A 13215-nucleotide genomic window follows, 5' to 3' on the forward strand; every position below is an offset into this window, starting at 1 on the left:
GTCATCAAGTAACAATAAAAAAAATTTACGGAGGTTTGCACATGTCCTTGTTCAAAAGATTGCGTGACCTGACCCTCTCCAATGTATATTCCTTGATTGAAAAGGCCGAAGATCCGATTAAACTGACCGACCAATATATCCGGGATATGACCGAAGATCTTCAAGACGCTGAGAAAGCCGTAGCTTCTCAGATCGCTCTTGAGAAAAAGTTCAAAAAGCTCTATGAAGAGCAAGAAGCATTGTTCCAGAAACGTTCGGAGCAAGCTCATGTAGCCGTGCAAGAAGGCAATGTAGATCTTGCCCGTCGCGTCCTTGAGGACAAACAAGCCGTTGAGAAAAAGGTTGTCGAATACAAAGAAGCGTTCGCCGAGAACCAACTGCTCGCCAACAACTTGCGCGCTAAGCTAGACGAAATGCGCAAGCAGCTGGAAGACATGAAGAACAAACGCGAGACGCTCGTAGCACGCTACCAAGCTGCCAAGACACAAACGCAAATCAACAAAGTGATGTCCGGATTCGGCACTGGCACTGGCGCTGCAGGCATGAAGCGGATGGAAGAGAAGATGCTGCAAGCCGAAGCCATGGCGGAAGCAAGCAACGATCTGGCCGCTTCCAAAGGCAAATCGATCGATGACGAATTCGCAAATCTCGGCAAGAACAAAGCCGTTGACGACGAGCTGGCAGCGCTTCTCAAGCAATACGAGAAGAACTAGGCAGCGGAATCCGATATGAGCATATTCCAACGGATTAAAGGCATCATGAAACGTCCCGAGCCGCCAGTCGCGCAGCGCAGCATTCTGGCGACCGGGCCGGGAGATGTGTGCGAGGTTTCCCTCGTGACATATCAAGTCATTGGGCGTGTGCTGAACAGCCGTCGCCGCACGACCATGCTGACGCTGCAAGACGGAGCGGATCTAAGTTATCTGCTCGTCGAGGAGCGTGAAGTAAATGCTTATTCTATCTTCACGCCAATCGATGGACGACTCGATAGCATTACGGAAGTTCCGATGACACTTGATCTCGACGGACGCACCTATCACATGGAAGAGCACTATGCCGAATATGTGACGACGATGGGCAAGTCTCCCTTCATGCAAGGAGGCGAGCAGTCCGTCTGGCGCTACCAGTCGGATGACCGGAAGCTGCTGCGGATCGAGTGGCTGGAGGGGCGCTTTATGATCTACGAAGGCGAAGACGTTCTCCCTGCCGACGTCGAGGTGCTCGAAGGAAAATCGATTCACTAGCCGGCAACTTTAACAGTTGCTCCACATTAGACGGATCGGAAACGTGGTTGATAACAAGATTGATGATTCGCTAGTCGAATAGCGAATTAATGGAGTAACATCAGAAAGGCCGTTTCATAAGGTCGCAAGCGACCTGTGAGACGGTCTTTTTCCTAAGTCCAAGACGCACCAACGCTTAACGATCGCCTTCCGCTCTCTGCTGGATGTAACTTTTTACATACAATCGCATCGCGATCGCCTTCCGCCCTCTGCTGGATGTAACTTTTCACATACAATCGCATCGCGCTCACCTTCCGCCCTCTGCTGGATGTAACTTTTTACATACAATCACATCGCGCTCACCTTCCGCCCTCTGCTGGATGTAACTTTTTACATACAATCGCACCATACTGCCCTTCCCCCTCTGCTGGATGTAACTTTTTACATACAATCGCATCGCGCTCACCTTCCGCCCTCTGCTAGATGTAACTTTTTACATTCAATGTTACATAACGCGTTGCCCATCACACAGTTGTCAATGCCACATCATCCTTGGTATGCTTCTCACATGCAGATTAATGAAAGGAACGGACCTCCATATGAAATACATCGTGATCGGAGCAGGAATCGCGGGAGCTTCGACCGCTTATCATCTGGCCAAGCTCGGCGCCGAGACCATCATTGTCGACCGCAAGGATGTCGGTCAAGCTACAGGCGCGGCGGCTGGCATTATTTGCCCGTGGTTATCTCAACGACGTAATGCTACTTGGTACAGGTTAGTGAAGGAAGGCGCGCGTTATTACCCCGCCCTCATCGATGAGCTGCAGCAATTGGGGGAGACCGAAACAGGTTACTCACAGGTGGGCGCACTTCTGCTGCGCGAGAATCCGGATAAACTAGCCGAGCTCTCCGAACGGGCGCATGTACGCAAGGAAGATGCTCCCGAGATCGGAGCAACTCGGATATGCGACGAGAAGGAAACACGAGATCTGTTCCCGCCGCTCGCGCACGGATACCACGCCCTTCACGTGAGTGGTGCCGCTAGAGTTGACGGTAGAGCATTGCGTGATGCGCTGATTCGTTCAGCAATTAAGTTGGGTGCTTCTTATATCGAAGGTGATGCCACACTGAATTATTGCACCGAAGAAAACAGGGTCAAGGGCGTTATCGTAGACGGCAAGTCGTTATCTGCCGACAAGATCATTGTCTGTGCAGGTGCCTGGGCTGGCAAGCTGCTGCAGCCGCTGGGCATCCACATGCCAATTAGACGCCAAAAAGCACAAATTGCGCATCTCCGCGTAAGCTCTCCTTCGTCTACGGGGCATTGGCCTGTCGTGATGCCTCCATCCGACCAATACCTGTTAGCCTTCGATGAGGGTCGCATAGTAGTAGGCGCAACACACGAAGATGTAACAGAAGATGATGACGATACGAGAGTGACAGCAGGTGGACTACAAGAGCTTATGAACAAGGCATTGCTCGCAGCCCCTGGCCTTGCGAGTGCGGAGCTTCTACAGGTGCGGGTGGGCTTCCGCCCGTTTACACCGGGATTCCTCCCTGTTTTCGGAGCCATCCCGGAGTGGGAAGGGTTATATACCGTCAACGGACTAGGCGCTTCGGGCTTAACTGCCGGGCCGTATCTAGGCAAGCAGCTGGCTCTGCTTGCTTGCGGACTGTCAACGGATATCGATCCGCAGGATTACGATCCCCGACAGGCTATGCAATAACCGAGCAAAAAAGACCTCAACTGCCACGCATGGTGGAAATTGAGGTCTTTTTCTTGCGAAATAGAAATTGATACAACTAAATAATAAGACTGCTAATCGCAAATGCAAAGCCAAGGTATACCGAGAACAACATAATGCCAACCGCAACATTGCCTTTGACCAGTTGTTCAGACACCTTGAATCCAGGCGTCAACAAATCGAAGATCAGATAGGCCGCTAATAGACAAACATAACCGATTGCAAACCACAGCACCATAAACCAAATATTCGAGTTCGTATATGCGGCTACCCCGAGAATAATCGCCGTCGAGATGAACTTGCCGCCGAGTGCGAGACCTACGGCTACATTCCCCTTCTTAAGCTCTTCCATATCCTTGAACGGCGTAATCCAATTGAATACGATCATACCAAGTAATTGAAGAATGATAATGACTGCAACGCTAACTACAATGTTCAAAAAAATCGTCAATTCGCCCACCCCCGAAATTTGGCATACGCAAGATCATAATCCGCGAAATCATGTACTTCTTCCAAATAAACATTTACTGTCTTTTTCTTCGAAAAATCTTCATAACGTTTATCGTCGATCGGCTGCTTCATCCGATTGCCCGTTGGCAGCTCGACGACGGCAAAGTTGCGCATTTCACCTTTGAACTCCGTCTTGTAGACGCCAACAAGATCGACCTCGGTCGTTAGCAGAAGCTTCAAATTGTCCATGTCGGTCATCGCGGATTTCTCATCCTTGAACGTCTTGATCACCCGCCAAGCGGACAAACGAATTTCGTTGCGCTTCTGCGCATCGGTGCTGAGCTCGGCATCCATGAACTGAAGGCTCCACACTTTATCGCCAGTAGCGTAGTTGTTATCATTCGGCATAAGCGTATTGTCTGGCAGAATCGTCATATCGCTGCCGATCAAATCGCCAACCGTCCCTTCAACAATTTTGTAATCCCAAGGCACTTGTGACACATCGCTGACCACAGAAGAAGATGTATCTGAACTGAATACGGATTGAGTATTCGACGAACATCCTGTCAAGGTAAGCGCCAGTGCAAGAGCAGGCACAATCATCCATTTGCTTATGGTCATGCCGCGCTGCTTCTTCTCTTTATTCTGCTCTGTCATTTATTTCACTCCTATCGGGATAAAATGGCTGGCGTTGCCCGTAATCGGCCCGCCTCCCCGTCCGAGCATTCCGCAAGGCTCGCCATTAATAACAAACATGCCTGTTAACAGATGAAGCTCTCCGCGCGATGTCTCCACGCGAGCAAGATTCGCCCGTTTCTGATACACCGTCGGGAATAACACACTCGTATCGTAACCGTCCTGATCTTCAATCTCAAGCCCGCCGGCGTCGTCGAATAAACGCACGGAACCACCCTCCCTGCCGAACATCGACTTGGAGACATAGCTGCCGTCAAAAACAGGCTTGTTATACGTTGGCAAGAGATATTGACCAATCGCCGTACGTTCTTCTTCGTCGAACAATTGCCCTAACTCGTAGAGCCCCCAGACAACGGCCATCAGACCTTTGGTCTGAAGCAGAATGGCAGGCGGCAGATTGAACAAGGTTAGCTTACCTGTCTCAATTGCGTACGCCAAGGCGTCTCCGCCTTCGTCAACTGCCATCCACTCCTTAGGATATAGGGCGAACATCCGCTGGATAACACGGCCTTCTCCGTCCTTAAGTTCACCTTCGTCAACATACAGCTCCAGACAATCTCTGCACGCAATGTCGAGTCCGCTGTGCGACACCAATGCTTCGATTGTGCCGGAATCCTCCAGATGTTCGCCATAGGCCACGCAAGCCGCCGTATCTGGACGCTCCACTCCCCAAGCTGCTGCCACGCGATCGCGCATCCCGCTATTGGGAGAAACAATCCCCGCATCCTCACACAACCAAGGGGTAGCGATAGAAGCCTCTACATATCCGGTAGGCGTGTCAGCGTTGAGCTCTAACAGCTTGATTGTGCCGTCTTGATCGATGGCGAAGTCGAATCTTGCATACCTGCTGATAAGACCTGCTTCTGGCAATGGTGTTCCATCGACCATTTCCCACAAAATCGGCGGGATGCCGATCAATTCGTAAACGCCGTGATTGCCGTGAATATGTCGGACAGACTTGTCAAACACGCGCCATAAAATGACGGACGCACGATGCAGTTCGTTGTATACATCACGATCTAACGCCGCTACCTGATCGATCCAATACTGCTCATCTTCGAGATCAGCCCAGCCGAAGCCTAATTCTTTGAGCGCTTCAATGCGGCTGGTTCGATCCGGATGCGGCTGCGTAACGATCTCGAACGCCTGCTTGGTCATCCGCCGAACCCACTGCTCTTGCCGCTGGAAGAGGACACGCTGCTCTTGGAGCTGCTGCTGCTCTTGGAACCCGAGGAGCTCAAGCTGCTTGATGTTCCACCGATGCCGCCTGGCGATGACGAAGTCGATCTCCGGGTAATCGTGCCTGACGTGCTGGACGTCTTCGGTTTAACCGACGTGCCGGCGACTTGTTTATTTTGGAACGAGTCACTTGTGTAAGTCTTAGGTGTATACTTGCTCTTATTAGTCGAATAATAAGCCGGTCTGTTCTTGTAATAACCGGATGACGAATAGCTGCCGCCATTATTGAACAGCAAATGGTATAAGAGCATGTCGTCCCAGCCGAAGCCGGAGCCGTAATGATGAATAACTGTTGGAGAACTGCCTCCGCTGCTCGAAGCTACGGGTTCATCTTCTTCCGTTTCCTCATCAGCAAGCGGAGGCATTGGCAGACTCCAGTCTACCGTAGCATCAAAGTACGCTTTGACTTCCTCCGAGGACCACGACACCAGCTTGGGCTGCTCCCCTGTTGTCGTTGTACTCGAAGCGGATGCTATGCCTGTGCCGAGCACGGAGCTCGCCAGCAGCGCGATACCAAGTGATGTAGACAATACTTTAACCGGCTTGCCTTCGGATGTGAACAACCGCGGGGTGCCCGGTAATTGTTTTCCTTGTGGCCGTTGCTTCTCTTCGTGTTCGTGGGTCAAGATGACCATCCTCCTTCATGCGATCAACTATATAATGAGCGGATTAGGACTGCATGGGAACAAGCAGTAACTCCAGGCTGCCAAGATCTACATTCAGCCTGCCTTCGACCGTCTCGTATTCGCGATCCCCTACCACAATGTAATTGACATGCTCCAGAGCTGCGACCATATTCATCGACCAAACTCTCTCTTCAATCTTGCGAAGCTCGCCTGTTGCGGTCTTCTCCATTAGCACTACATTAATGCCTTGTTCCACTTTAATTGCCTCCTCCGCATTTCACTCATGCGATTATGATTATACCTTATTACGAGTTGAACTTGCAGATGTTTCGTGCGACAGGAAGAAATTAGTGGAAGCAGCTTGCTTATGATAAAAGAATTCATCTACCTTTGCCTATAATTGGGCCTATAATAGGCCTGAAAATGGGTCACTCCCGGCAGTATGTCGTTCTCACCGACATAACTGACTCCAAACGCGAAGATTGCTGGGAGCAACGGCTGACGCCTCTACAAACATACAAGAACGGTATTGACTATAAAAATAGAGATTGACCAATACGCTCGTTGGTCGACCTCTATTTCGTTATTGTTCGGTTAGAATTTGTGGACCTTCGGACGTGATGGCAATCGTGTGCTCGTATTGGGCGGCGAGCTTATTGTCCTTCGTCCGTGCGGTCCAGCCGTCCGGATCGATTGTCATGGCGTACGATCCTTCGGTGATCATGGGCTCAATCGTGAACACCATCCCCTCCTTGAAACGGAGGCCTTTTCCTGGCTTGCCGACATGCATATAAGAGGGCTCCTCATGCAGGTTGCGGCCGATGCCATGGGCGAGAAGATCCCGCACAACGCCGAAACCATGCGATTCCGCATGCCGCTGAATCGCGCTCGTAACATCGCCGAGTCGATTGCCAAGCTGTGCCTGCTCGATACCGAGATCAAGACATTCCTTCGTGACGCGCATCAGCGTCTCGGCCGTCGGGGAGATTTGCCCGACCGCATAACTCCAGGCCGAATCGCCCAGCCATCCATCAACCTCAGCAACCGTGTCGATCGTCACAATATCACCTTCCTCAAGTCGCTTATTGCTAGGGAAGCCATGTGCGATCACATCATTGGCGGAGGCACACGTCGCATATCGATAGCCCTTATATCCTTTCTGATATGGCTTTGCACCATGCTTCAACATGATGTCCTCGAATATACGATCAATCTCGTTGGTCGTAATACCCGGCTGGATTAGCGGGGCGATTGTACGATGGCACTCAGCTACCACTTGGCATGCCTTGCGGATCGCCTCTATTTCTTGTTTGCTTTTGAGAATAATCATATTCGTATCAGCTCTCCTTCTTCATTGCTTGCACAGCAAGTCTAGCGATTCGATCGACGTTCAGATCGGAATTGTCCGCATAGTAGTACAGCCCACAGCAGCCGACCAACACGGCAAGCATATGGTCGACGCCGTCGTCGTCGCACTCTGCGATCGATTGGAGTGGGTCATACAGCCGCTCCATAAAATTGATTTTGGCATGGTGGCGCTCCCTTTCAGGTAAGCCTGCATAATGCTCCGACGCCATTTTGTAGACGAGATATGCACGGGCGTCCGACTGCCATAGCTCGAGGAGCACCTTGCAGTATGTCAACACTTTCGAGTCGCCTGAGAGACTGCCGCTGTTGCTTGCCCAGTCTGCAATGACTTGCTCGCATCGCTCGAAGCCGCTTCTTAACACTTCATCTATTAACAAATGCCGGTTAGGATAATAATGGTATACCGTGCCATAACCAAGTCCTGCCTCGCGAGCAACGTCACGAATATCAAAGCTCCCTCCCGTCCGGAAGTAGGAGCGTGCGGCGACGTCCAGAATCTGCTCTATGCGCTGTAAGCGAATGAGCTCATTTTGTTCTTTAGTGCGGGGGCACATAATATGTAAACCTCCTTGTATAGACCTGCAAATTTGTCGATATAAAAATTGTAACGCATTGCCTATAAAAATGCAAAATTTATATCGATATGCGACCAATAGCAGATTGCTTATCGTCTAATATCGCCTTTTGAACGTACCAACCGATGGATAGACCTGCCTGTTTGAAACCTCCTCCTCCGCGTTTAACAATATGGAAAACGTAAAGGGGGCATACGGATGACGCTGCGACAGCACATTTGGTTTAGGCGACTGACAGGGGCGATACTAGTTCTGCTATTGCTCTACTTGATCCATCTGAATCGAGGCTTGTTCGCCCCTGTTCGAGCGATATTCTCTACTTTATTTTTCCCATTCGCAGCTGCTGCGGTGCTCTATTATTTGCTCCGGCCCATCGTGTCACTTCTGGAAAAACAAAAAGTACCGCGAACGCTCGCGATACTTCTGGTGTTTATTACAATTGGAGTACTGCTCGTCGTTATCGTGGTGACAGCAGGTCCCTTCTTGCAGACTCAATTCCTAAGCTTCGTGCAGCAAATGCCCGAGATGGTAACGTTCGTGTCGAGTGGGATGGAGTCGCTGAAGCAGAGCCAGGACGCACTGTCTCCAGAAATTCGGGATGCACTGCCGAACATGGCGCAGGACCTGGGCGCCGAGTGGAATAAGTACGCATCGTCTATCGCGAACAGCCTCTTCCGCGTCTTCGGCTGGATGAGCAATGCGCTCGTCATGCTAAGCTTAGTCCCTTTCATCCTGTATTATGCGCTTAAGGACAGCACACGATTTGCCGATCGCATGCTGGAGCTGGCTCCAAAGCCTAGGAGGACGAATATCGCCGCCATGCTGCAAGAGCTCGACGAAACCATCTCTTCCTTTGTCAGGGGCAAAGCGGTTGTCTGCCTCATCGTCGGGCTCCTGCTGCTAGCTGGTTATGCCATTATCGGATTGGATTACGCGCTAGTGCTTGCTGTTATCGGCATGCTGTCCAATCTAATCCCCTTCTTTGGACCGCTGATTGGCGCAGCGCCTGCCGTGCTTGTCGCCTTGTTCCAAGACCCCGTCAAGGCTCTGTATGTCGTACTAATTACGGTCATCATCCAGCAAATCGAGAACAATCTGATCTCGCCGCAAGTGATGGGACGTACGCTCGACATTCATCCTGTTACCGTCATTGTGCTTATACTGGCAGCAGGCAGCGTTACAGGGCTCGTAGGTGTCCTGTTTGTTGTGCCGCTGTACGCTGCAGCCAAGGTTGTTGTTCGTCATATCCGGATGATGATCGCCGAACCGCCCGCCTCCGGAAGTCACTTTCGGGAAGATAGTGGCCCTTAAACTTAGCTTAGCTTAGCGGCCCACTCGGCGTGATACCGCCAATAGGTAAAGCAGGTATGCTGCACATGCCGCGCCGACAAAACCAAACCCGCCGAACAAATCCAGCTCGGATGATACATATCCGAATCCGATTCCCATCGCAACAACGGCCGAATGAAGGCCAAGTGACTGGAAGGAGGCGATCGTTGCGCGCATATTGTTGTCAATGCGATGATGCAGGTAACCCGCGGCAAGCGGCTCAATGGTTCCGGCAACCATGCACGCAACAAGCAGTGCTATCAGTCCCGTCCAATCTCTTGCAAGCGCCATATAGATGAAGCTCGCTCCTATGACAGCGGTAATGAGCGGCAGCAGCACCTTCATCGGTATACGTTCTTTGAGCTTATACGCCAGTAGATTACCCGGGAGCCTCGCGAAAAAAAGCGCCGCCGAAACAACGCCGAATGCCGCAATCGGGATACCATGCCGCTCCAGATAAAGCTGCCAGAACTCGTCGACGAAGTTGATGGAAGCGCCAATCATCATCCCCGTCAGAATAACGGGATAGATGCCGGGATGCCTGCGGAAAAAGGCGAACGCTTCTCGCACATAAACGCGGATCGGAATGGTCTCCTCTCTCCCTCCATGACTGCCTCTCGGAGGCTCCTTCAGCGTCATGGTTAGCGCGAGGGCTATCAGCATACTCATACATGACACCCAATAATTGAAGGACAGGCCATACCGCACCGCGAGCAAGCTCCCGGACAATGCCGCGATCATGACAGTAACGATATCCAGCGCATTCAATCGTCCCAATATCCGTTCAAAAGAGGTCTCGCTGCCGTTCTCTTGAAGCGATTCGTACAGCAGCGCTTCATCTGCTCCGCTGCTCGCGGAAGTAGCGATTGCCGTCATCAGAACAACAGCCGCAAAGTGCCAGAATTCCGTGGCAAACAACAACAGAAGGAACTCCAAGCAGCCGATAACGGCAGCGATGAGAAGCAGCCGCTTCCTGCCCCATTTGTCAGCAAAGATGCCTGTAGGAATCTCCAGTACTACAATAACCAAGGCATACAGGATTTCGGTCATCACGACCATGGGGATGGTCATGCCCCGGCTCTCCCAGAACAACCGCTCGATCACATAAGCCGGCACTAGGCTTTGGAAGAAGCGAATATAATACAATTTGGTAATGTTGGACATGCTCGTTCGTAATCCCCTCTCTATAGACATGACGGCTAATACTCGTCGTGTCCGAGGGGGTGCCCGGGCAGCAGCCCAGAATTAACAAGGAGGGCGTATAGTTGTCATCCTGTTCATTCTCCTCTCTAATTTCTGGATGATTAGCTCTCTAGCCTGCTACAGCAATAGCTCCAGCCACTGCTCCTCGGTAATAGGGCCAAAATAATGGGCAAGCTCGATCTCTCCGCTCCAAGCTTTCAGCGCCGCCGCATCGTATCGGACGCCTGCAAGCTTCGCCGCAACCTCCGAGCTGTCGCCCCGGCCGAAGTAATCGCCGTAGATCGCAGCTTCTTTAATTACACCGTCCTCAACCTGCAGGCGAACGTCAAAGGTACCCACGCCTTCGATCCTTTTGCGCTGCTGCACATTGAAAGCGGGGGATCTGCCATAGTTCCACTCCCAGTTTCTATATCGCTCATCTGCCAGCTTATGCACGTTACCCCAGTCTTCGTCCGTCAGCTCGTAAGCGGCGGGTTCACCGCCTCGATCCTCGAAGATGGATTGCAGTAAGGTTTCCCGGAACGCCTCCACTGTCATGGGCTCTTGAAGAAATTCAGTAATGTTCGCTACCCTGCTGCGGATCGACTTCGTTGCTTTGGACACGTACTTTTCCGCGTTTACTTTGAGCGCGGATACGACGTTTTCGATTTCCGAATCAAAGAGAAGCGTGCCATGACTGAACATTTTGCCCTTTGTGTGGAATTGCGCATTGCCGGAAATTTTACGTTCGCCGACCTGCAGATCGTTGCGTCCTGTCAGCTCCGCCTCAACGCCAAGCTTACGCAGCGCTTTGACGACAGGCTCTGTAAACTTCTTGAAATTGTGGAACGAGCCGCCGTCGGTCTGCATAATAAAGCTGAAGTTCAGGTTGCCGAGATCGTGATACACCGCTCCGCCTCCGGATAATCTGCGCACGACATGAAGCTTGTTCGCTTCGACGTATTCGGCGTTGATCTCTTCGACGGTATTTTGATTCTTGCCAATGATAATAGATGGCTCGTTTATATAAAATAACAGATAGTCATGCTCGCTCGGCAATGAACGCAGAATGTATTCCTCCAGCGCGAGATTGATTGCGGGGTCCGTAATCCCCTTGTTACTGACGAAACGCATGTCATATCCTCCCTTGGATGTCCGAGATTTCATCTCTCACGGAGATTATACCGCTCTCCAATACCATCTTCAACGTGGGCAGCCGATGCAGGATGATATACAAGCCTGTTTCCAACTCAAACATCGTGCTTGTATCTCAGCAGCCTCGTTCGATATACTATGGAACAACCGAAGCTGCATAAGGAAAGGGTGAAGCAACGATGGAATATCGTCGATTAGGAGATAGCGGGCTGAAAGTATCCGCCATCGGACTCGGCACGAACGCCTTCGGCAAACGATCCGATGAAGGTACGTCGATCGGGATCATTCACGACGCGCTGGACGGAGGCGTGACATTTATCGATACGGCTAATATTTATGCGGGCACGGAGTCGGAGAGAATCATCGGCAAAGCGCTTAAGGGAAGACGGCATGAGGTCGTATTGACCACCAAAGCGGGGCTGCCTCGCGGAGCCGGCGTCTATGAACGCGGCTCGTCCCGCCGGCATCTGATGCATGAGCTCGAAGGCAGTCTGCGCAGGCTGGGTACGGACTACGTCGATTTGTACCAGATCCATACATTTGATCCCGAGACCCCGCTGGAGGAAACGCTGCGTACGCTCGACGATATGATCTCCTCCGGCAAAGTGCGATATGTAGGCGCGTCGAACTACCATGCTTGGGAACTCATGAAGGCGGTCGGCATCAGCGACCGACTTGGGCTGGCGCGTTACATCTCGATGCAGACAAGCTACTCGCTTGCCGATCGGACCCCGGAGCGGGAGCTGATCCCGATGTGCCTCGACCAAGGACTCGGCATCATCCCGTACTTCCCGCTTGCCGGCGGTATCTTAACCGGCAAATACGGCACGCCGCAGGATGCACCGCCCGGCTCGCGCGCCGACACGGATCCCGGCTTCCGCCGCTTCCTCGGCGAGAGGTCGGTGACGCTGGCGCAGCAAGTCGCCGCACTGGCAGCCCAGCTCGGCACGAGCGCAAGCGCGTTGTCGCTTGCTTGGTTGCTGCGGCGTCCCGCCGTGTCGACGGTCATCGTCGGCGCCACGAGCGGCGACCAGCTGCACAGCAACCTTGCGAGCCTGGAGCTTCAGCTTGACGAGGCGGCGCTAACAAGGCTGGACGAGCTAAGCGCCCCCTTCCGCGAAGGCGAGCCTTTCGCACTGTACCGCCTTTCTTAGGCGGACATAAGGAAAGGCAGTCTGGACCGCTTAAGTCTTGGACTGCCTTTTTTGAGCCGTGCGATGAGAGTGTGATGCAGACGCCTTACGCCGGGCCGCTACTTCAGAAGCTCGATGCTCCCTGTGCCTTGCTCCGGATACGACTCTGCGACGGCGCCAATTATCATAATCCGCACGTAATCGCCGATGTTGGCTTGCTCGAACGCTGAGGACTCCACCTTTAGTGAAATAGCCTTCATGCCGCCACCCACCAGCACCTCCTCTGAGGTCGCCCCCTCTTCGAACGGTTCGGATACGATAAGCAGTCTTCCGCTGGTTTTCTCCAGCACATACCCCGTCCCGTAATCCCATGTTTCGGAGCTATGATTGGAATCACTATCCTTATGATCTGCGCCCGCCGAGCAGCCGCAGCCTAAAGCAAGAATAACAATCATAATCGCTATCAGCTTACGCATACGCTCACCTCATCCTTT

At 52.2% G+C, this 13215-nt stretch carries 15 protein-coding genes; 5 read left to right on the forward strand and 10 right to left on the reverse strand.

Annotated elements, in window-relative coordinates:
* Nucleotides 1-41 precede the first annotated feature (41 nt).
* From ACX1C1_RS01725 to ACX1C1_RS01735, 3 genes are all read left to right on the forward strand, one after another.
* Nucleotides 42-713 (forward strand): PspA/IM30 family protein, encoded by a 672-nt coding sequence (locus ACX1C1_RS01725; protein ID WP_458955475.1) that lies wholly within the window; start codon nt 42-44, stop codon nt 711-713.
* 15 nt (nt 714-728) lie between these two features.
* Nucleotides 729-1244 (forward strand): DUF4178 domain-containing protein, encoded by a 516-nt coding sequence (locus ACX1C1_RS01730; protein ID WP_458955476.1) that lies wholly within the window; start codon nt 729-731, stop codon nt 1242-1244.
* A 578-nt stretch (nt 1245-1822) separates the two neighbouring features.
* Nucleotides 1823-2950 (forward strand): NAD(P)/FAD-dependent oxidoreductase, encoded by a 1128-nt coding sequence (locus ACX1C1_RS01735; protein WP_458955477.1) that lies wholly within the window; start codon nt 1823-1825, stop codon nt 2948-2950.
* A 76-nt stretch (nt 2951-3026) separates the two neighbouring features.
* Here the strand turns inward: ACX1C1_RS01735 and ACX1C1_RS01740 are convergent, their stop codons facing one another.
* From ACX1C1_RS01740 to ACX1C1_RS01770, 7 genes are all read right to left on the reverse strand, one after another.
* Nucleotides 3027-3419, reverse strand: a complete 393-nt coding sequence (locus ACX1C1_RS01740; protein ID WP_458955478.1) for a DUF350 domain-containing protein — start codon at nt 3417-3419, stop codon at nt 3027-3029.
* Nucleotides 3416-4039 carry a signal peptide protein gene (locus ACX1C1_RS01745; RefSeq protein WP_458957569.1) on the reverse strand — a complete coding sequence of 208 codons (624 nt, stop codon included), beginning with the start codon at nt 4037-4039 and terminating at the stop codon, nt 3416-3418. The genes ACX1C1_RS01740 and ACX1C1_RS01745 overlap by 4 nt, the downstream gene beginning before the upstream one ends.
* 36 nt (nt 4040-4075) lie before the next feature.
* Entirely contained in the window at nt 4076-5272 is a 1197-nt protein-coding gene (locus tag ACX1C1_RS01750) for a glutathionylspermidine synthase family protein (protein ID WP_458955479.1), read from the reverse strand.
* Entirely contained in the window at nt 5269-5988 is a 720-nt protein-coding gene (locus tag ACX1C1_RS01755; protein WP_458955480.1) for a hypothetical protein, read from the reverse strand. Before ACX1C1_RS01755 ends, ACX1C1_RS01750 begins: the two co-directional genes overlap by 4 nt.
* Nucleotides 5989-6022: 34 nt before the next feature.
* Complete coding sequence (locus ACX1C1_RS01760) at nt 6023-6235, reverse strand: hypothetical protein (protein ID WP_458955481.1); 213 nt, start codon at nt 6233-6235, stop codon at nt 6023-6025.
* Nucleotides 6236-6562: 327 nt separating this feature from the next.
* Nucleotides 6563-7309: a type I methionyl aminopeptidase gene (map, locus tag ACX1C1_RS01765; protein WP_458955482.1), complete on the reverse strand. Its 747-nt coding sequence runs from the start codon at nt 7307-7309 to the stop codon at nt 6563-6565.
* Nucleotides 7310-7316: 7 nt separating this feature from the next.
* Complete coding sequence (locus tag ACX1C1_RS01770; RefSeq protein ID WP_458955483.1) at nt 7317-7901, reverse strand: TetR/AcrR family transcriptional regulator; 585 nt, start codon at nt 7899-7901, stop codon at nt 7317-7319.
* Nucleotides 7902-8120: 219 nt separating this feature from the next.
* Here ACX1C1_RS01770 and ACX1C1_RS01775 point away from each other — a divergent pair, with 219 nt between their 5' ends.
* A complete protein-coding gene (locus tag ACX1C1_RS01775) occupies nt 8121-9233 on the forward strand; it encodes an AI-2E family transporter (protein ID WP_458955484.1) in 1113 nt (370 codons plus the stop codon).
* A 12-nt stretch (nt 9234-9245) separates the two neighbouring features.
* Here ACX1C1_RS01775 and ACX1C1_RS01780 read toward each other — a convergent pair whose 3' ends face one another.
* Together ACX1C1_RS01780 and ACX1C1_RS01785 are read right to left on the reverse strand one after the other, a co-directional pair.
* Entirely contained in the window at nt 9246-10415 is a 1170-nt protein-coding gene (locus ACX1C1_RS01780) for an MFS transporter (protein ID WP_458955485.1), read from the reverse strand.
* A 156-nt stretch (nt 10416-10571) separates the two neighbouring features.
* On the reverse strand, nt 10572-11567 hold the full coding sequence (locus ACX1C1_RS01785) for a lipoate--protein ligase (RefSeq protein WP_458955486.1): 996 nt from the start codon (nt 11565-11567) through the stop codon (nt 10572-10574).
* 200 nt (nt 11568-11767) lie between these two features.
* Here ACX1C1_RS01785 and ACX1C1_RS01790 point away from each other — a divergent pair, with 200 nt between their 5' ends.
* Nucleotides 11768-12742 carry an aldo/keto reductase gene (locus ACX1C1_RS01790; protein ID WP_458955487.1) on the forward strand — a complete coding sequence of 325 codons (975 nt, stop codon included), beginning with the start codon at nt 11768-11770 and terminating at the stop codon, nt 12740-12742.
* Nucleotides 12743-12840: 98 nt separating this feature from the next.
* Here the strand turns inward: ACX1C1_RS01790 and ACX1C1_RS01795 are convergent, their stop codons facing one another.
* On the reverse strand, nt 12841-13197 hold the full coding sequence (locus tag ACX1C1_RS01795) for a DUF3221 domain-containing protein (RefSeq protein WP_458955488.1): 357 nt from the start codon (nt 13195-13197) through the stop codon (nt 12841-12843).
* Between the last annotated feature and the right edge of the window lie 18 nt (nt 13198-13215).

The sequence above is a fragment of the Paenibacillus sp. strain BS8-2 genome, from assembly GCF_054483835.1.

Excerpts from the sequence above, each read along its gene's own strand:
- ACX1C1_RS01725 (WP_458955475.1), top strand. The coding sequence starts at position 42 with ATGTCCTTGTTCAAAAGATTGCGTGACCTGACCCTCTCCAATGTATAT.
- ACX1C1_RS01730 (WP_458955476.1), top strand. The coding sequence starts at position 729 with ATGAGCATATTCCAACGGATTAAAGGCATCATGAAACGTCCCGAGCCG.
- ACX1C1_RS01735 (WP_458955477.1), top strand. The coding sequence starts at position 1,823 with ATGAAATACATCGTGATCGGAGCAGGAATCGCGGGAGCTTCGACCGCT.
- ACX1C1_RS01745 (WP_458957569.1), bottom strand. The coding sequence starts at position 4,039 with ATGACCATAAGCAAATGGATGATTGTGCCTGCTCTTGCACTGGCGCTT.
- ACX1C1_RS01750 (WP_458955479.1), bottom strand. The coding sequence starts at position 5,272 with ATGACCAAGCAGGCGTTCGAGATCGTTACGCAGCCGCATCCGGATCGA.
- ACX1C1_RS01755 (WP_458955480.1), bottom strand. The coding sequence starts at position 5,988 with ATGGTCATCTTGACCCACGAACACGAAGAGAAGCAACGGCCACAAGGA.
- map (WP_458955482.1), bottom strand. The coding sequence starts at position 7,309 with ATGATTATTCTCAAAAGCAAACAAGAAATAGAGGCGATCCGCAAGGCA.
- ACX1C1_RS01770 (WP_458955483.1), bottom strand. The coding sequence starts at position 7,901 with ATGTGCCCCCGCACTAAAGAACAAAATGAGCTCATTCGCTTACAGCGC.
- ACX1C1_RS01775 (WP_458955484.1), top strand. The coding sequence starts at position 8,121 with ATGACGCTGCGACAGCACATTTGGTTTAGGCGACTGACAGGGGCGATA.
- ACX1C1_RS01780 (WP_458955485.1), bottom strand. The coding sequence starts at position 10,415 with ATGTCCAACATTACCAAATTGTATTATATTCGCTTCTTCCAAAGCCTA.
- ACX1C1_RS01785 (WP_458955486.1), bottom strand. The coding sequence starts at position 11,567 with ATGCGTTTCGTCAGTAACAAGGGGATTACGGACCCCGCAATCAATCTC.
- ACX1C1_RS01790 (WP_458955487.1), top strand. The coding sequence starts at position 11,768 with ATGGAATATCGTCGATTAGGAGATAGCGGGCTGAAAGTATCCGCCATC.
- ACX1C1_RS01795 (WP_458955488.1), bottom strand. The coding sequence starts at position 13,197 with ATGCGTAAGCTGATAGCGATTATGATTGTTATTCTTGCTTTAGGCTGC.